This window comes from Arthrobacter sp. SLBN-112 (genome assembly GCF_030944625.1).
Classification (GTDB): domain Bacteria; phylum Actinomycetota; class Actinomycetes; order Actinomycetales; family Micrococcaceae; genus Arthrobacter.
The window spans coordinates 3603503-3617145 of record NZ_JAUSXY010000001.1 but is presented as its reverse complement, the minus strand read 5'-3'; the positions used below and the strand labels follow the sequence as shown (position 1 = coordinate 3617145).

The 13643-nt window shown below is 66.3% G+C and carries 13 protein-coding genes; 11 read left to right on the top strand and 2 right to left on the bottom strand.

Translation table 11 applies throughout. The features are described from left to right. Window positions 1-37 precede the first annotated feature (37 nt). The 5 genes from QF050_RS16825 to QF050_RS16805 all read left to right on the top strand — a co-directional run bounded on the left by QF050_RS16825 (window position 38) and on the right by QF050_RS16805 (window position 6597). Window positions 38-1729, top strand: coding sequence for a ribonuclease J (locus QF050_RS16825; protein ID WP_308931435.1), 1692 nt, complete (start codon window positions 38-40; stop codon window positions 1727-1729). A gap of 202 nt (window positions 1730-1931) precedes the next feature. After that, the gene (locus QF050_RS16820) at window positions 1932-4820 is read left to right on the top strand and encodes a DNA translocase FtsK (RefSeq protein ID WP_308931434.1); all 2889 of its coding nucleotides are present in this window, start codon (window positions 1932-1934) and stop codon (window positions 4818-4820) included. Between the two features lie 45 nt (window positions 4821-4865). Continuing rightward, window positions 4866-5504, top strand: coding sequence for a CDP-diacylglycerol--glycerol-3-phosphate 3-phosphatidyltransferase (gene pgsA / locus QF050_RS16815; RefSeq protein WP_308931433.1), 639 nt, complete (start codon window positions 4866-4868; stop codon window positions 5502-5504). Beyond that, window positions 5501-5980 (top strand): CinA family protein, encoded by a 480-nt coding sequence (locus QF050_RS16810; RefSeq protein ID WP_308931432.1) that lies wholly within the window; start codon window positions 5501-5503, stop codon window positions 5978-5980. The genes pgsA and QF050_RS16810 overlap by 4 nt, the downstream gene beginning before the upstream one ends. Window positions 5981-6144: 164 nt before the next feature. Further along, window positions 6145-6597 carry a helix-turn-helix domain-containing protein gene (locus QF050_RS16805; RefSeq protein WP_018763632.1) on the top strand — a complete coding sequence of 151 codons (453 nt, stop codon included), beginning with the start codon at window positions 6145-6147 and terminating at the stop codon, window positions 6595-6597. Between the two features lie 78 nt (window positions 6598-6675). Here QF050_RS16805 and QF050_RS16800 read toward each other — a convergent pair whose 3' ends face one another. After that, on the bottom strand, window positions 6676-7206 hold the full coding sequence (locus tag QF050_RS16800) for a MarR family transcriptional regulator (protein WP_308931431.1): 531 nt from the start codon (window positions 7204-7206) through the stop codon (window positions 6676-6678). Between the two features lie 41 nt (window positions 7207-7247). Here QF050_RS16800 and QF050_RS16795 point away from each other — a divergent pair, with 41 nt between their 5' ends. The 6 genes from QF050_RS16795 (at window position 7248) to dapF (ending at window position 12879) form a co-directional block, all read left to right on the top strand. Continuing rightward, a complete protein-coding gene (locus QF050_RS16795) occupies window positions 7248-7472 on the top strand; it encodes a DUF3046 domain-containing protein (protein ID WP_308931430.1) in 225 nt (74 codons plus the stop codon). A 242-nt stretch (window positions 7473-7714) separates the two neighbouring features. Next, the gene (recA, locus tag QF050_RS16790; RefSeq protein ID WP_026265110.1) at window positions 7715-8770 is read left to right on the top strand and encodes a recombinase RecA; all 1056 of its coding nucleotides are present in this window, start codon (window positions 7715-7717) and stop codon (window positions 8768-8770) included. 159 nt (window positions 8771-8929) lie between these two features. Then, on the top strand, window positions 8930-9430 hold the full coding sequence (locus QF050_RS16785) for a regulatory protein RecX (RefSeq protein ID WP_308932200.1): 501 nt from the start codon (window positions 8930-8932) through the stop codon (window positions 9428-9430). A 3-nt stretch (window positions 9431-9433) separates the two neighbouring features. Further along, window positions 9434-10990: a tRNA (N6-isopentenyl adenosine(37)-C2)-methylthiotransferase MiaB gene (miaB, locus tag QF050_RS16780; RefSeq protein WP_308931429.1), complete on the top strand. Its 1557-nt coding sequence runs from the start codon at window positions 9434-9436 to the stop codon at window positions 10988-10990. A 3-nt stretch (window positions 10991-10993) separates the two neighbouring features. After that, a complete protein-coding gene (gene miaA / locus QF050_RS16775) occupies window positions 10994-11890 on the top strand; it encodes a tRNA (adenosine(37)-N6)-dimethylallyltransferase MiaA (protein WP_308931428.1) in 897 nt (298 codons plus the stop codon). 44 nt (window positions 11891-11934) lie between these two features. After that, a complete protein-coding gene (gene dapF / locus QF050_RS16770) occupies window positions 11935-12879 on the top strand; it encodes a diaminopimelate epimerase (RefSeq protein WP_308931427.1) in 945 nt (314 codons plus the stop codon). On the opposite strand, the gene QF050_RS16765 is transcribed toward dapF, so the two are convergent. Further along, on the bottom strand, window positions 12851-13474 hold the full coding sequence (locus tag QF050_RS16765) for a methyltransferase (RefSeq protein WP_308931426.1): 624 nt from the start codon (window positions 13472-13474) through the stop codon (window positions 12851-12853). The genes dapF and QF050_RS16765 overlap by 29 nt on opposite strands. Window positions 13475-13643: the final 169 nt, after the last annotated feature.

Genomic DNA, 13643 nt, shown 5'->3' with positions numbered 1-13643 from the left:
TAAGACCGGCACCCTTCCTCCTGGAAAGAAGTGCATTATGACCCAAACTGCCCTTACCGGCCTCGTTACCCCTCCGCGCCTGCCCCAGGGCACACTCCGGATCGTTCCGCTCGGCGGGCTGGGGGAGATCGGCCGGAACATGGCCGTGTTCGAAATCGATGGCAAGCTGCTGATCGTGGACTGTGGCGTCCTCTTCCCCGAGGAAACGCAGCCCGGCGTTGACCTGATCCTTCCGGATTTCTCCTACATTGAGGACCGGCTGGACGACGTCGCGGCAGTGATCCTCACCCATGGCCACGAGGACCACATCGGCGCCGTGCCGTACCTGTTGAAGCGGCGCAGCGACATACCCCTGGTGGGATCGCAGCTGACCCTTGCCCTGATCGAGGCAAAACTGCAGGAACACCGCATCCGGCCCTACACGCTGACCGTCGAAGAAGGCCAGGTGGAGAAGTTCGGGCCGTTCGAATGCGAGTTCGTGGCCGTCAACCACTCCATCCCGGACGCCCTGGCCGTGTTCATCCGCACCGCGGGCGGCACGGTCCTGCACACCGGTGACTTCAAAATGGACCAGCTGCCCCTGGACGGACGCATCACCGACCTGCGGCACTTCGCCAAGCTCGGTGAAGAGGGCGTGGATCTCTTCATGTCCGACTCCACCAACGCCGACGTTCCCGGTTTCACCACGGCCGAGAAGGAAATCGGCCCCACCCTGGAGCGCCTCTTCGGCCAGGCCACCAAACGCATCATCGTGGCCTCCTTCTCCTCCCACGTCCACCGCGTGCAGCAGGTCCTCGATGCCGCCGCCAAGCACAACCGCAAGGTGGCCTTCGTGGGCCGCTCCATGGTCCGCAATATGGCCATCGCGGAAAAGCTGGGCTACCTTGACGTCCCCGCCGGGCTGATCGTGGACATCAAGAACATCGACAACCTGCCGGACAACCGCGTGGTGCTCATGTCCACCGGGTCCCAGGGCGAACCAATGGCGGCGCTGTCGCGGATGGCAAACGGCGACCACCGGGTGGTGGTGGGCGACGGCGACACCGTCATCCTGGCCTCCAGCCTTATCCCGGGCAACGAGAATGCAGTGTTCCGGATCATCAACGGCCTCCTCAAGCTCGGCGCCGACGTGATCCACAAGGGCAACGCCAAGGTCCACGTCTCCGGCCACGCCGCCGCCGGTGAGCTGCTCTACTGCTACAACATCCTTGAGCCCCTGAACGCCATGCCCGTCCACGGTGAGACCCGGCACCTGATCGCCAACGGCAAGATCGCCATCGAGTCCGGCGTGCCCGAGGCCAGCGTCATCCTTGCGGACAACGGCACGGTCATCGACCTCCGGGACCACCAGGCAGACATTGTGGGCCAGGTTGAAGTGGGCTTCGTCTACGTTGACGGCTCCAGCGTGGGCGAGATCACCGACGCCGACCTCAAGGACCGCCGCATCCTGGGCGATGAAGGTTTCATTTCCATCATCACGGTCGTCCACCGCGCCACCGGCAAGGTGGTGTCCGGGCCAGAGATCCATGCCCGCGGCGTCGCCGAGGACGATTCGGTCTTCGACGACATCATCCCCAAGATCAACGCGGCACTGGAGGAAGCAGTCCAGAACCACGCAGACCACACCAGCCACCAGCTCCAGCAGGTGGTCCGCCGGGTCGTGGGCACCTGGGTCAACCGCAAGCTGCGCCGCAAACCGATGATCATCCCGGTGGTACTCGAGGCCTGAGAGCACCCGCGCGGCCAGCCCGCGAAGACCTGACCTGCGCGGACCTCCATTGGCGGCCTGTTGCGGCAGATCCGAAAGGCCCGGTTCCTGGTGGACCGGGCCTTTTCGCGCCCCCGCCCAGGGGTGTCCGGGCATCCCGCAGGGCGGCCCGGCGGCCCCGATATCCCCGGAATCACGGCATGCTTCGGGTAGCGTGGCTACTATGGCCACACGTACTACTTCCGCGCCCAAAGGTACCGGCAGGGGCAGCTCCGGCAGCAAAGCCGGAAGCTCCACAGGCCGCGGAACCGGCTCCACCGCCGGCAAGGCGGCGCGCGGCGGCTCCTCCAGCACCGCACGCACCCGCCAGCTTCCCGCCGTCGAACACCACCAGCCCTGGCTGCTGCGTGTGGTGGGCGGGGCGTGGCTCGGAGTGGGCCACCTGGTGGGCGGGGGAGTGCGCCGGATTGGCCATGACGTCAGCGACCTGCCCGCGGAGGAACGCCGCGACGGTGCCGCGCTGTTCAACCTGGCCCTCGGCGTCTTCATTGCCACTTTCGCCTGGTGGGGCCTGACGGGCTGGTTCCCGGACGCCGTCTACGCCGTGGTCAACGGCACCTTCGGCTGGCTCTCCCTGCTGCTCCCGCTCATGCTCTTTGTCTGCGCATTCCGGCTGTTCAGGCGCCCCTCGGACGGCCGCGGCAACAACCGGGTGGGCATCGGCTTCCTGATCATGACCTTCGCCGGGTGCGGGCTGGCCCACATCCTCGGCGGCCAGCCCACCGTCGCCGATGGCTTCGACGGCCTCCGCAAAGCCGGCGGCATGCTCGGATTCCTGGCCGCAACCCCATTGGCAGCCATCCATCCAGCCGTGCCGGTGGCACTGTACGGGCTGCTGGCCTTCGTTTCGCTGCTGATCATCACGGCCACCCCGTTCACAGCCATCCCGCGGCGGCTCCGCGGCGCCTACGAACACCTCATGGGCATCGACCTGATGGACCAGGAACCCGGCGACGCGCACGACCGCAGCTACCTCGAACGCCCGGCACCCGCAGCGCCCAAGAAGAGGAAGCGCAAGCTGTTCGGCAAGGACCACGCGTCCGACGCCGGCCTGGAGGGCTACGTGGGCGACGAAGCCTTCGAGCATGCCGTCATCGACGACGACGAGCCGGAGCCTGCCCGGCCCGCGCCGGGCGTACGGAGGCCCACCCAGGCGGAGATCGCCGTCGAGAAGATCAAGGCAGCCCAAGGACTGGGAACCAGTGCGGCGCCCCCCGCGGAGAACGCCACGGAGGCAATCCCGCTGGTTATCCCCGCCGCCGCGGCGCCCGGTGCTGCCGGCTCCGCCGCCCCCACCGTGCCCGCCAACCCGGTGGCACCGGCCCCGCCGCCCATTCCCATCCCGCAGCGGACCGAGCAACTCTCCCTCGCCGGGGACGTGACCTACACGCTTCCTGCCTCGGACTACCTGACCCCCGGGTCCATCCCGAAGGAACGCACCGAAGCCAACGACGCCGTCGTCGCCGCCCTGACCGACACCCTGACGCAGTTCAACGTCGACGCCACCGTCACCGGCTTCAGCCGTGGCCCCACCGTGACGCGGTACGAAATCGAACTGGCGCCGGGAACCAAGGTGGAACGCGTCACGGCGCTGTCCAAGAACATTTCCTACGCCGTGGCTTCCAGTGATGTCCGCATCCTCAGCCCGATTCCAGGCAAGTCGGCCATCGGCATCGAGATCCCCAACACCGACCGCGAAACGGTTTCCCTGGGCGATGTGCTGCGCAGCCAGAATGCCAGGCGCACGGACCACCCGATGGTCATGGGCGTGGGCAAGGACGTTGAGGGCGGCTACGTGGTGGCCAACCTCGCCAAGATGCCGCACCTCCTGGTGGCCGGTGCCACCGGCGCCGGTAAGTCATCCTTCGTGAACTCGATGATCACCTCCATCCTGATGCGCGCCACCCCTGACGAAGTCCGCATGGTCATGGTGGACCCCAAGCGCGTTGAACTGACGGCCTATGAGGGCGTCCCGCACCTCATCACGCCGATCATCACCAACCCCAAGAAGGCCGCCGAGGCACTGCAGTGGGTAGTCCGCGAGATGGACGCCCGCTACGACGACCTCGCGAACTACGGCTTCAAGCACATCGACGACTTCAACAAAGCGGTGCGCGCCGGCAAGGTCCATCCGCCGGTCGATTCCAAGCGCGTCATCCGCCCGTATCCGTACCTGCTGGTGATCGTGGACGAGCTCGCCGACCTCATGATGGTGGCACCCCGTGACGTCGAAGACTCGATCGTGCGGATCACCCAGCTTGCCCGTGCCGCCGGCATCCACCTGGTGCTGGCCACCCAGCGTCCGTCCGTGGACGTGGTCACCGGCCTCATCAAGGCCAACGTGCCCTCCCGCATGGCCTTCGCCACGTCCTCCGTCACCGACTCCCGCGTGGTCCTGGACCAGCCGGGCGCCGAAAAGCTCATTGGCCAGGGTGACGCGCTCTTCCTGCCCATGGGCGCCTCCAAGGCCATGCGCGTCCAGGGCGCCTGGGTCACCGAGTCCGAGATCCACAAAGTTGTGGAACACGTCAAGGGCCAGCTCCAGGCCGTGTACCGTGACGACGTAGCCCCCGAAGCCCAGAAGAAGCAGATCGATGATGACATCGGGGACGACCTCGAGGTGCTGCTGCAGGCCACCGAACTCGTGGTCACCACGCAGTTCGGCTCCACCTCGATGCTGCAGCGCAAGCTCCGCGTCGGGTTCGCCAAGGCCGGCCGGCTCATGGACCTGCTCGAATCCAGGGGAGTGGTGGGCCCCTCCGAGGGTTCCAAGGCCCGCGACGTGCTGGTCAAGCCGGATGACCTCGCCGCCGTCCTGGCCGCGATGAAGGGCCAGGAGGTGCCGGCTGCTGCCGATTCCCAAACCGCCGCCCTGAGCGAGAACGCCAACGCCAACATCGCCCAGGGTGGTTACGCCGAGGACCTGGTGGCCGCCGACCTGGACAAGCGCAAGCAGAACGTCGAATATTACGACGGCTCCGATTCCGCGCCCGGCGGGTATGGCGAGGACGACGACGGCTCCGAGGACGCCTGGTCGCTCACCGGACGGTAGGGCCGGGCCTGCGTTGCGGCAGCCCCGGGAAGGTAGCCTAGGAATGTGACTAGCACCGATGCCACCGCCGCCGGCCCGCGCCGTGCCGGGGTCTGGAACCTTCCCAATGTCCTGACCATGATCCGCATCGCGCTGGTCCCGTTCTTCGTATGGTTCCTCGTGGCGGACGCCCCCGGCCTGCACAGCGAGGCCGGGCCGTGGCGCTGGGCCGCGGTGGCGGCTTTCGCCGTCGCCATCTACACGGACAAACTCGACGGCGATATCGCCAGGAGCCGGAACCTCGTCACGGACTTCGGCAAGATCGCCGACCCCATCGCCGACAAGCTGCTCACCGGATCCGCCCTGGTCATGTTGTCCCTGCTGGGTGAACTGCCGTGGTGGGCAACGTTGGTGATCCTGGTCCGGGAATGGGGGATCACGGCTCTGCGATTCTTCGTCATCCGCTATGGAGTCATTCCCGCCTCCCGCGGCGGCAAGCTCAAGACAGTGGTGCAGACCGCGGCGATCTTCCTCTATCTCCTGCCTTTTGGTGCCTTCGCGCCGTGGCTGGTGTGGGTGGCGTTCGCCGTCATGATGGCGGCGGTGGCCATCACGGTGTGGACTGGCGTCGAATATGTCATCGAGGCACTGCGCCTTCGCGCAAAGGGCCGGCAGGCAGGAACGGCGAAAGGGCAGGAATCGTGAGCAACCTCCACCATCTGGCCGGACAGGCCGTGCGGCAGGCGCTGGACGCCGGACTGACCGTTGCCACCGCAGAGTCCTTAACCGCCGGCATGGTCTCCGCTGTGCTTGCCGATACCCCCGGGGCCTCCGGCATGCTCCAGGGCGGAGTCGTGGCCTACCAGAACTCGGTCAAGGAAGGGGTGCTGCGTGTCCCCGCCGGGCTACTGGCGCGTGCCGGCTCCGTTGATCCGGACGTCGCCCGGGCCATGGCAGCAGGAGCGCGCGACGTCCTCGGCGCCCATATCGGGCTTTCAACCACGGGGGTGGCCGGTCCGGAGGCGCACGACGGCAAACCGGTAGGGCGGGTTTATGTGGGAATCGCCACCGCGGCCGGGACAGCAGCTTTTGAATATTCCTTCACCGGCAGCAGGCCCGACATCCGTGCCGAGGCGTGTGCGGCAGCCCTGGAAAGGCTCCTCGAGGCACTCTCCGCCTGACGCTTGCCCGCCCAAGTTACCGCACGTAAAGTTGCCGGGAACAAAAGCCGGTACCGATTAGTTATTACATTGTGTCGCTTCCGGAGAGCGGAGGCGCCTAGGATGAAACGACCAGACGGTCCCCTTTCGGCGGACCTGACCAATGAGGGAGCAAGGCGATACAGATGGTAAAGCAGCCCGTATCCGTAAACGGCGTTGTCCGCTGGAAGGATGTGGGCCTCGCCGAACAGGCTAAGAGCGAACAGAAGGAGCGCAAGATGGTGGTACTTCGTCACGAAATCGGTGATGTGCTGCGCGATGTCCGCCAGCGTCAGGGGCGTACGCTCCGTGAAGTTTCGCACAGCGCCCGTGTTTCCCTGGGATATCTCAGCGAAGTGGAGCGCGGCCAGAAGGAAGCCTCATCAGAGCTCCTGTCCTCCATTTGCTCGGCGTTGGACGTTCCGCTGTCCAGCATGCTTCGGGAGGTCAGCGACCGGGTGGCGGTAGCCGAGGGCGTAGCAGTTCCTGACACCGTACCGCAGGAATTCTCCCAGCGTTACGGCCGTGACCTGGAACGCGACCTCAACGCTGAACTGAACGACGAACTCTCCACAGGCCTTCTCTCCGGCGCCCGTTAAGGGCAGCCCCCACCATTTGGTGGGCCGTGGAAAAAGGAAGCCCCCGGCACTGCCGGGGGCTTCCTTGTGCCCAGGCGGTTAGTTCTCCTGTGCAGGAGATGCGCCCGGTGCTTCCTTGGGAAACCCGTCAGGCTCGTAGGTGGAGTTCAGCTTGGCCATGTAGCGGGCCAGCTCCTGCAGGTCCTCTACCGGCCATTCCCGGAGCCGTTCCTGGAAGACCTGGCGCCGGGCGTCCTGGACCTGGTGCATCTTTTCCTCCCCCTTGGGCGTGAGCCGAATGGACTGCGCCCGCCGGTCCAGCGGATCGGCTTCCTTCGAAACCAGTCCCAGGCCTTCAAGGAACGCGATCTGGCGGCTGACGGAGGGCTTTCCCACCCCGATGTTCATTGCCAGTTCGGTCAGCCGGATGGGCCCCTCCCGGCGGATCACCGTCAGCAGCCCGTACGCGGCAGGCTCCATGTCCGGGTGCACCTCCCGGGAGAGCTGGTTCGAGATGGCCCGGGCCCGCCGCCAAAAAAGACTGATCTGGTGCTCGACGTTCTGCAGGGCTGTGTCGGCGGCAGCCTCAACTGCGGCATCTGGTGGCGTGCCATCGGGGGAGTTGCTCATGGCAACAATTCTAGGGTCCCCAATCATGAGAGGATTTACCGATGCGAATCAGCGACTACTGGCGGCTCATGGATGATGAGTTCGGTGCGGGCTACTCCCGAGTGCTGAGCAGTACCCTGGTCCTTGCCGGGGTTGGCGGCCGCACCGCCGACCAGGCATTGGCTGCCGGGGTGGAGCCGCGCAAGGTCTGGCTTGCAGTCTGCGACCTCCAGGACGTGCCGGCGGAGCGCCGCCTCGGCCGGGACATAGCCCCCCGCCGCGACTGACTCTTCCGCAGGGCCGGCTCTTCGGCCGGGTTGCGGGGGCCGTCCCGACGATCCCTTGCCTGACACGCCGCGACACCTTCCTCTTCGAATACCTGTTCGGATAACGCTATGCTTTTTCTATTGGGTTTATCCACATAGCCGATGTCCTGAGGCCGGAATGTCAGTGGGTCCCCTTAGCGTCAGAGATGACCAACAAGACGGCCGCAGAGGCCACCATCGAGAAAGCATTAGAGGTGTCAACCATGGCGGCAGCCCCGGATCGTGCAAAAGCGCTGGAAGCAGCACTTGCCCAGATTGACAAGCAGTTCGGCAAGGGCTCGGTGATGCGCCTGGGCGACGAAGTCCGTGCCCCCATCGAAGTCATTCCCACCGGGTCCATCGCACTGGACGTCGCACTCGGCATTGGCGGGTTGCCCCGTGGTCGTGTGGTGGAGATCTACGGGCCGGAATCATCCGGTAAGACCACCGTGGCACTGCACGCGGTGGCCAACGCCCAGCGGCTGGGCGGCATCGCGGCCTTCATCGACGCCGAGCACGCCCTGGATCCGGACTACGCCGCGAAGCTCGGCGTGGACACCGACGCCCTCCTGGTCTCGCAGCCGGATACCGGTGAGCAGGCCCTGGAAATCATGGACATGCTGGTGGGTTCCGGCTCGCTGGACATCGTCGTCATCGACTCCGTCGCCGCACTGGTTCCGCGGGCTGAAATCGAGGGCGACATGGGCGACAGCCACGTCGGCCTCCAGGCACGGCTCATGAGCCAGGCGCTGCGTAAAATTACCGGCCGCCTGAGCCAGACCAAGACCACCGCCATCTTCATCAACCAGCTTCGTGAAAAAATCGGTGTGTTCTTCGGTTCCCCTGAAACCACCACCGGTGGTAAGGCGCTGAAGTTCTACGCATCGGTCCGCATCGACGTCCGGCGCATCCAGACCCTGAAGGAAGGCGCCGACTCGGTCGGCAACCGGACCAAGGCCAAGATCGTCAAAAACAAGATGGCCCCGCCCTTCAAGGTCGCCGAGTTCGACATAATCTACGGCCAGGGGATCTCCCGTGAAGGCGGAATCATCGACATGGGCGTCGAGCACGGCATCATCAAGAAGTCCGGCTCCTGGTTCACGTACGACGGCGACCAGCTGGGCCAGGGCATGGAGAACTCGCGCCGGTTCCTCCGCGACAACCCCGAGCTCGCCGCCGAACTGGAGCGCCTCATCAAGGAGAAGCTCGGCGTGGGCGTGAAGCCGGCTGAGGACGAGTCCAAGGACACGCCGAAGCTGAAAGCCGTCGACGGGTTCTAGCCCTTGACCTGGTCTCCCGAGGCATACCCTCCTGAAGCTCGGTCACCCAAAGCCGGTTCCCGGCGGCGCCGCTCCACCAACACTGTCCCCGGGGCAGCGGAGCGGGCCGCCGTCCCGGGCGACCCCCAGGCCGAGGATGCCGAGCCGGATCCCGCCGGCGTGGCCACGGCCATCGTCTATCGGCAACTGACAGCCTCGCCCAAGAGCAGGCTGCAACTTGCCCGGAAACTGGCCGAACGGAACATCCCGGAACACGTCGCCGAGGCGGTGCTGGACAAATTCCAGGAAGTCCGCCTGATTGATGACGCCGAATTCGCCGACATGTGGGTCAGGAGCCGCTCCCAGTCCCGCAAGCTCGCCAAGGGTGCCCTCCGCCGCGAGCTGTCGGAGAAGGGCATCGACCCCGAAACCGCAGCTGCGGCATTGGAGCAATTGACGGACGCCGACGAGGAAGCGGCCGCCAGGACCCTGGTGGAGCGCAAGCTTCGCCCCGGATCAAACCTGTCGGACCCGGCGGAACGGGATAAAGCAGTCCGCCGGCTGGCGTCCATGCTGGCCCGGAAGGGCTACCAGCCCTCCCAAGCGTTCCGGATCGTCAATGAGGTGCTCAGCTCCATCCAGGATTCCGACGGTGGCCCGCCCCAGAGCCGGTACCCTTAACGGGTGAGCTTGACCATTCCTTCCCCCCATTCCGGTGCCACCCCTTCCGTCGAACCCGGGACGGCTCCGCAGCCCGGAACCCAGCCGCGGACCTACCAGGTACGGACTTTCGGTTGCCAGATGAACGTCCACGACTCGGAGCGGATGGCGGGACTCCTTGAGGACGCCGGCTACGTTCCCGCGGAAGGCGAGCAAGCCGACGTCGTGGTGTTCAACACCTGCGCCGTGCGGGAGAACGCGGACAACAAGTTGTACGGCAACCTCGGTATCCTGGCTCCGGTCAAGGCGGCGAACCCCGGGATGCAGATCGCCGTGGGCGGATGCCTGGCCCAGAAGGACCGGGAAACCATCCTCAAGAAGGCGCCGTGGGTTGATGCCGTCTTCGGCACCCACAACGTTGGTGCGCTCCCGGCCCTGCTTGACCGGGCCCGGCACAACAACGAGGCACAGCTGGAGATCCTGGAATCCCTGGACGTGTTTCCGTCCACGCTCCCCACCAAGCGCGACTCCGTGTACTCCGGCTGGGTGTCCATCTCCGTTGGCTGCAACAACACCTGCACGTTCTGCATCGTGCCTGCGCTGCGGGGCAAGGAAAAGGACCGCCGCCCGGGCGAGATCCTCGCTGAAATCCAGGCCCTCGTGGACGACGGCGCCATCGAAGTCACGCTGCTCGGCCAGAACGTCAACTCCTACGGGGTGGAATTCGGCGACCGTCAGGCCTTCTCCAAACTCCTCCGCGCCTGCGGCGAAATCGAAGGACTCGAACGGGTCCGTTTCACCAGCCCCCACCCGGCGGCGTTTACCGACGACGTCATCGAGGCCATGGCCGAAACGCCCAATGTCATGCCCCAGCTGCACATGCCGCTGCAGTCGGGCTCGGACAGCATCCTGAAGGCCATGAAGCGGTCCTACCGGTCCACCAAGTTCCTCGGCATCCTGGACAAGGTCCGGGACAAGATCCCGGACGCCGCCATCTCCACCGACATCATCGTCGGCTTCCCCGGCGAGACCGAAGCGGATTTCCAGGCCACGCTCGACGTTGTGGAGAAGTCGCGCTTTGCCACCGCCTTCACCTTCCAGTACTCCAAGCGGCCCGGGACCCCTGCCGCGGACCTGCCGGACCAACTGCCCAAGGCAGTGGTCCAGGAAAGGTTCGAACGGCTCACCGCGCTGCAGGACAGGATCGCTGCCGAGGAAAACCGGAAGCAGCTCGGCCGCCGTCTGGAAGTCATGGTCACCGCCCAGTCGGGCCGCAAGTCGGAGGAAACGCACCGGCTGTCCGGCCGGTCCCGGGACCAGAGGCTGGTGCATTTCTCGGTTCCGGAAGGCGCACCAGCCCCCAGGCCCGGCGACCTCGTAACCGTCACCATCACCGAAGCCGCTGCCTTCCACCTGGTGGCCGACCCCACGCCCCAGGACTACAGCCTGCGCAGGTCGCGCGCCGGTGACGCCTGGGACCGGTCGCAGGCCGACTCCTGCGGAGCGCCGGTGCCCGGGAGCGGAGCGGGCCCAAAGGGTGTCTCCCTGGGCATGCCCTCGCTGCCGCTGCGTACCCGCTGACCGGTGGTTGCCCGGCCCGTCATCGCCGTCGTCGGTCCCACCGGCTCCGGCAAGTCCGATCTTGCCGTCAACCTTGCCCTGGAACTGAACGGAGAGGTCATCAACGCAGATGCCATGCAGTTCTACCGGGGCATGGACATCGGCACGGCAAAGATCTCCGTCGCCGAGCGCAGGGGCATACCGCACCACCTCCTGGACATCATGGACGTCACCCAGGAAGCGAGTGTCTCCGAGTTCCAGGAGCAGGCCCGGGGCGTTATCGCTGATATCCACGCCCGCGGCAAGAGGGCCGTCCTGGCCGGCGGCTCGGGGCTGTACGTACGGGCTGCACTGGACGTGCTGGAGTTCCCCGGCACGGACCCCTCGTTGCGCGCACGGCTTGAGGCGGAACACGCGGAACGTGGCACGGCAGAACTCCTGGCAAGGCTCCGGGCCGTGGATCCGGTGTCCGCGGAGCGGCTCTCCGACGCCCGGCGGATCATCCGCGCCCTGGAAGTCCATGAACTCACCGGACGGCCTTTCAGCTCCTTCATGCCCCGCCGGGAGTACCACCAGCCGGCCGTCCAGGTGGGCCTCAGCGTGGACCGTGACGTCCTGCGGGAGCGCCTGGCAGCCCGGGTGCACCGGATGGTCGACGCCGGCCTGCTGGCAGAAGTCAGGAGGCTCGACGCCCAGGGCCTGCGGAGCGGGAAGACAGCCTCCCGCGCCCTTGGCTATGCGCAATTCCTGCGGGTCGTCGACGGTGCCTCAACCGTGGCGGACGCTGCGGAGGAAACCATCGTGGCCACCCGGCAGTTTGCCCGCCGCCAGCTCACGTGGTTCCGCGCCGACCCCCGCATCACATGGCTGGACTGGCAGGATCCGGAACTTCCCGGCAAGGCTGCGCGGCTCTGCAGGTAACCGCGGTTTCAGTGGCAGTGGCATCCGCCGCTACGCTTGGGACCATGAATGCGACCCCCGCCGAAACGTCCGGATCCGCCCTTCGTGCCATGGGCGGCCTCTCCTTTTCCAAGGGGCACGGCACGGGCAACGACTTCGTCCTGGTGGCCGATCCCGACGGCACCCACAGCTTTGACGCCGACCAGGCTGCGGCCCTGTGCGACCGGCACCAGGGAATCGGCGCCGACGGCCTGATCCGGGCCGTACCCTCCCGCTTCCTGCCCGAGGGCCGCGAACTGCTCGTGGACACCCCCGCCGCGGAATGGTTCATGGATTACCGCAACGCGGACGGTTCGCTGTCCGAAATGTGCGGGAACGGTGTCCGGGTCTTCGTCCACTTCCTGCGCACCGAGGGACTGATCGACCTGCCCGACGGCGGGTCACTGGCCATTGGCACGCGCGGCGGGGTCAAGACCGTGGTCTGGACCGGAAACGACTACGCGGTGGACATGGGCCCCTGGGAGTTCATTTTCCCCGGCGAAGCCAGTGCCAAGGCCATGGATTCCCTGGTCGCTGCCGACGGGTTGGAAGTTCCCCGTCCGGCCTTGTCCGTGAGCATGGGAAACCCCCACACCGTGGTGGCCCTCGCCGAGCTCGCCGAACTTGCCGGCACCCGTCTTTTCACCGCGCCGAAAGTCGACCCCGTCCCGGCCAACGGAACCAACGTGGAATTCGTGGTTCCGGCGGAGCCCCTTGTGCACGACGGCGTCGGATCGGTGACCATGCGGGTGCATGAGCGCGGGGTGGGGGAGACGCAGTCCTGCGGCACGGGCGCCTGCGCGGCCGCCGTCGCCATCCGGCACTGGGCCGGTGCCGAAGCTCCCGACGTCTGGCGCGTCCACGTTCCCGGCGGGGTTGTCGGCGTCAAGTTCTTCGCCGGACCAGGCGGCCACGAGCATGTGGAGCTCAGCGGCCCCGCGGTCATTGTGGCAAGCGGGACGCTTTCCTGACCTTCAGGATCCGGAAGGACTTGGAGGTCGATTCACGCGTTACGGTGAACGAACTGTCCAGCTCGGCCGCCAACCAGCGCTGCAGGGAGTCAGAGCCCAGGTTCTTTTGCACCACCAGCCATGCCGTCCCGCCCTCAGCCAGGCGCGGGAGCCACAGCTTCAGCAGGGCATGCAGTTCTTCCTTGCCGATCCTGATGGGCGGGTTCGACCAAATAGTGTCGAAACGCACGTCGGCATCCACGGCCTCAGGCGTGCTGGCGACGACGTTGGACAGGCCCAGCGCCTCGGCATTCTCATTGGTCAGGGTGATGCACCGCTCATTGACATCCACCGCGTGGACGCTTGACTGGGGCGCCAGCAGCGCCATGGTGAGGGCTACCGGTCCCCAGCCGCAACCGATGTCCAGCAGGTTGCCGTGGGGGTGCGGGGCAGGCACCTCCGCCAGGAGTACCGCCGTGCCCTTGTCGATGCCGTCCGGGCTGAAAATGCCGGTGGAGGTCTGGAGCCTGCGCGTCTCACCGGCCAATTCCACGGTGAGGGGCTTGCGGGTAAACGGCCCGGCGGGGGACGTGCTGAAATAGTGAGCGGACTCCATAACTGGCCAGAGTAGTTCCCCCTGCAGCGTAATGGGAAACTGTGCGCATACCCCTCTGTTAGGCTGGTTGGCATGTTCCTGATCTTCGAGTAGCCGGTGCGGGCCCCGCCCGTGCCCGCACGCTGCCCCGCAGAGGCAGCCAGTCCCACAGCGACGCAGGTTTCCATTC

Coding starts and splice junctions, on each gene's coding strand:
- QF050_RS16825 (WP_308931435.1), top strand. CDS start 38: ATGACCCAAACTGCCCTTACCGGCCTCGTTACCCCTCCGCGCCTGCCC.
- QF050_RS16820 (WP_308931434.1), top strand. CDS start 1,932: ATGGCCACACGTACTACTTCCGCGCCCAAAGGTACCGGCAGGGGCAGC.
- QF050_RS16805 (WP_018763632.1), top strand. CDS start 6,145: ATGGTAAAGCAGCCCGTATCCGTAAACGGCGTTGTCCGCTGGAAGGAT.
- QF050_RS16800 (WP_308931431.1), bottom strand. CDS start 7,206: ATGAGCAACTCCCCCGATGGCACGCCACCAGATGCCGCAGTTGAGGCT.
- QF050_RS16795 (WP_308931430.1), top strand. CDS start 7,248: ATGCGAATCAGCGACTACTGGCGGCTCATGGATGATGAGTTCGGTGCG.
- recA (WP_026265110.1), top strand. CDS start 7,715: ATGGCGGCAGCCCCGGATCGTGCAAAAGCGCTGGAAGCAGCACTTGCC.
- dapF (WP_308931427.1), top strand. CDS start 11,935: ATGAATGCGACCCCCGCCGAAACGTCCGGATCCGCCCTTCGTGCCATG.
- QF050_RS16765 (WP_308931426.1), bottom strand. CDS start 13,474: ATGGAGTCCGCTCACTATTTCAGCACGTCCCCCGCCGGGCCGTTTACC.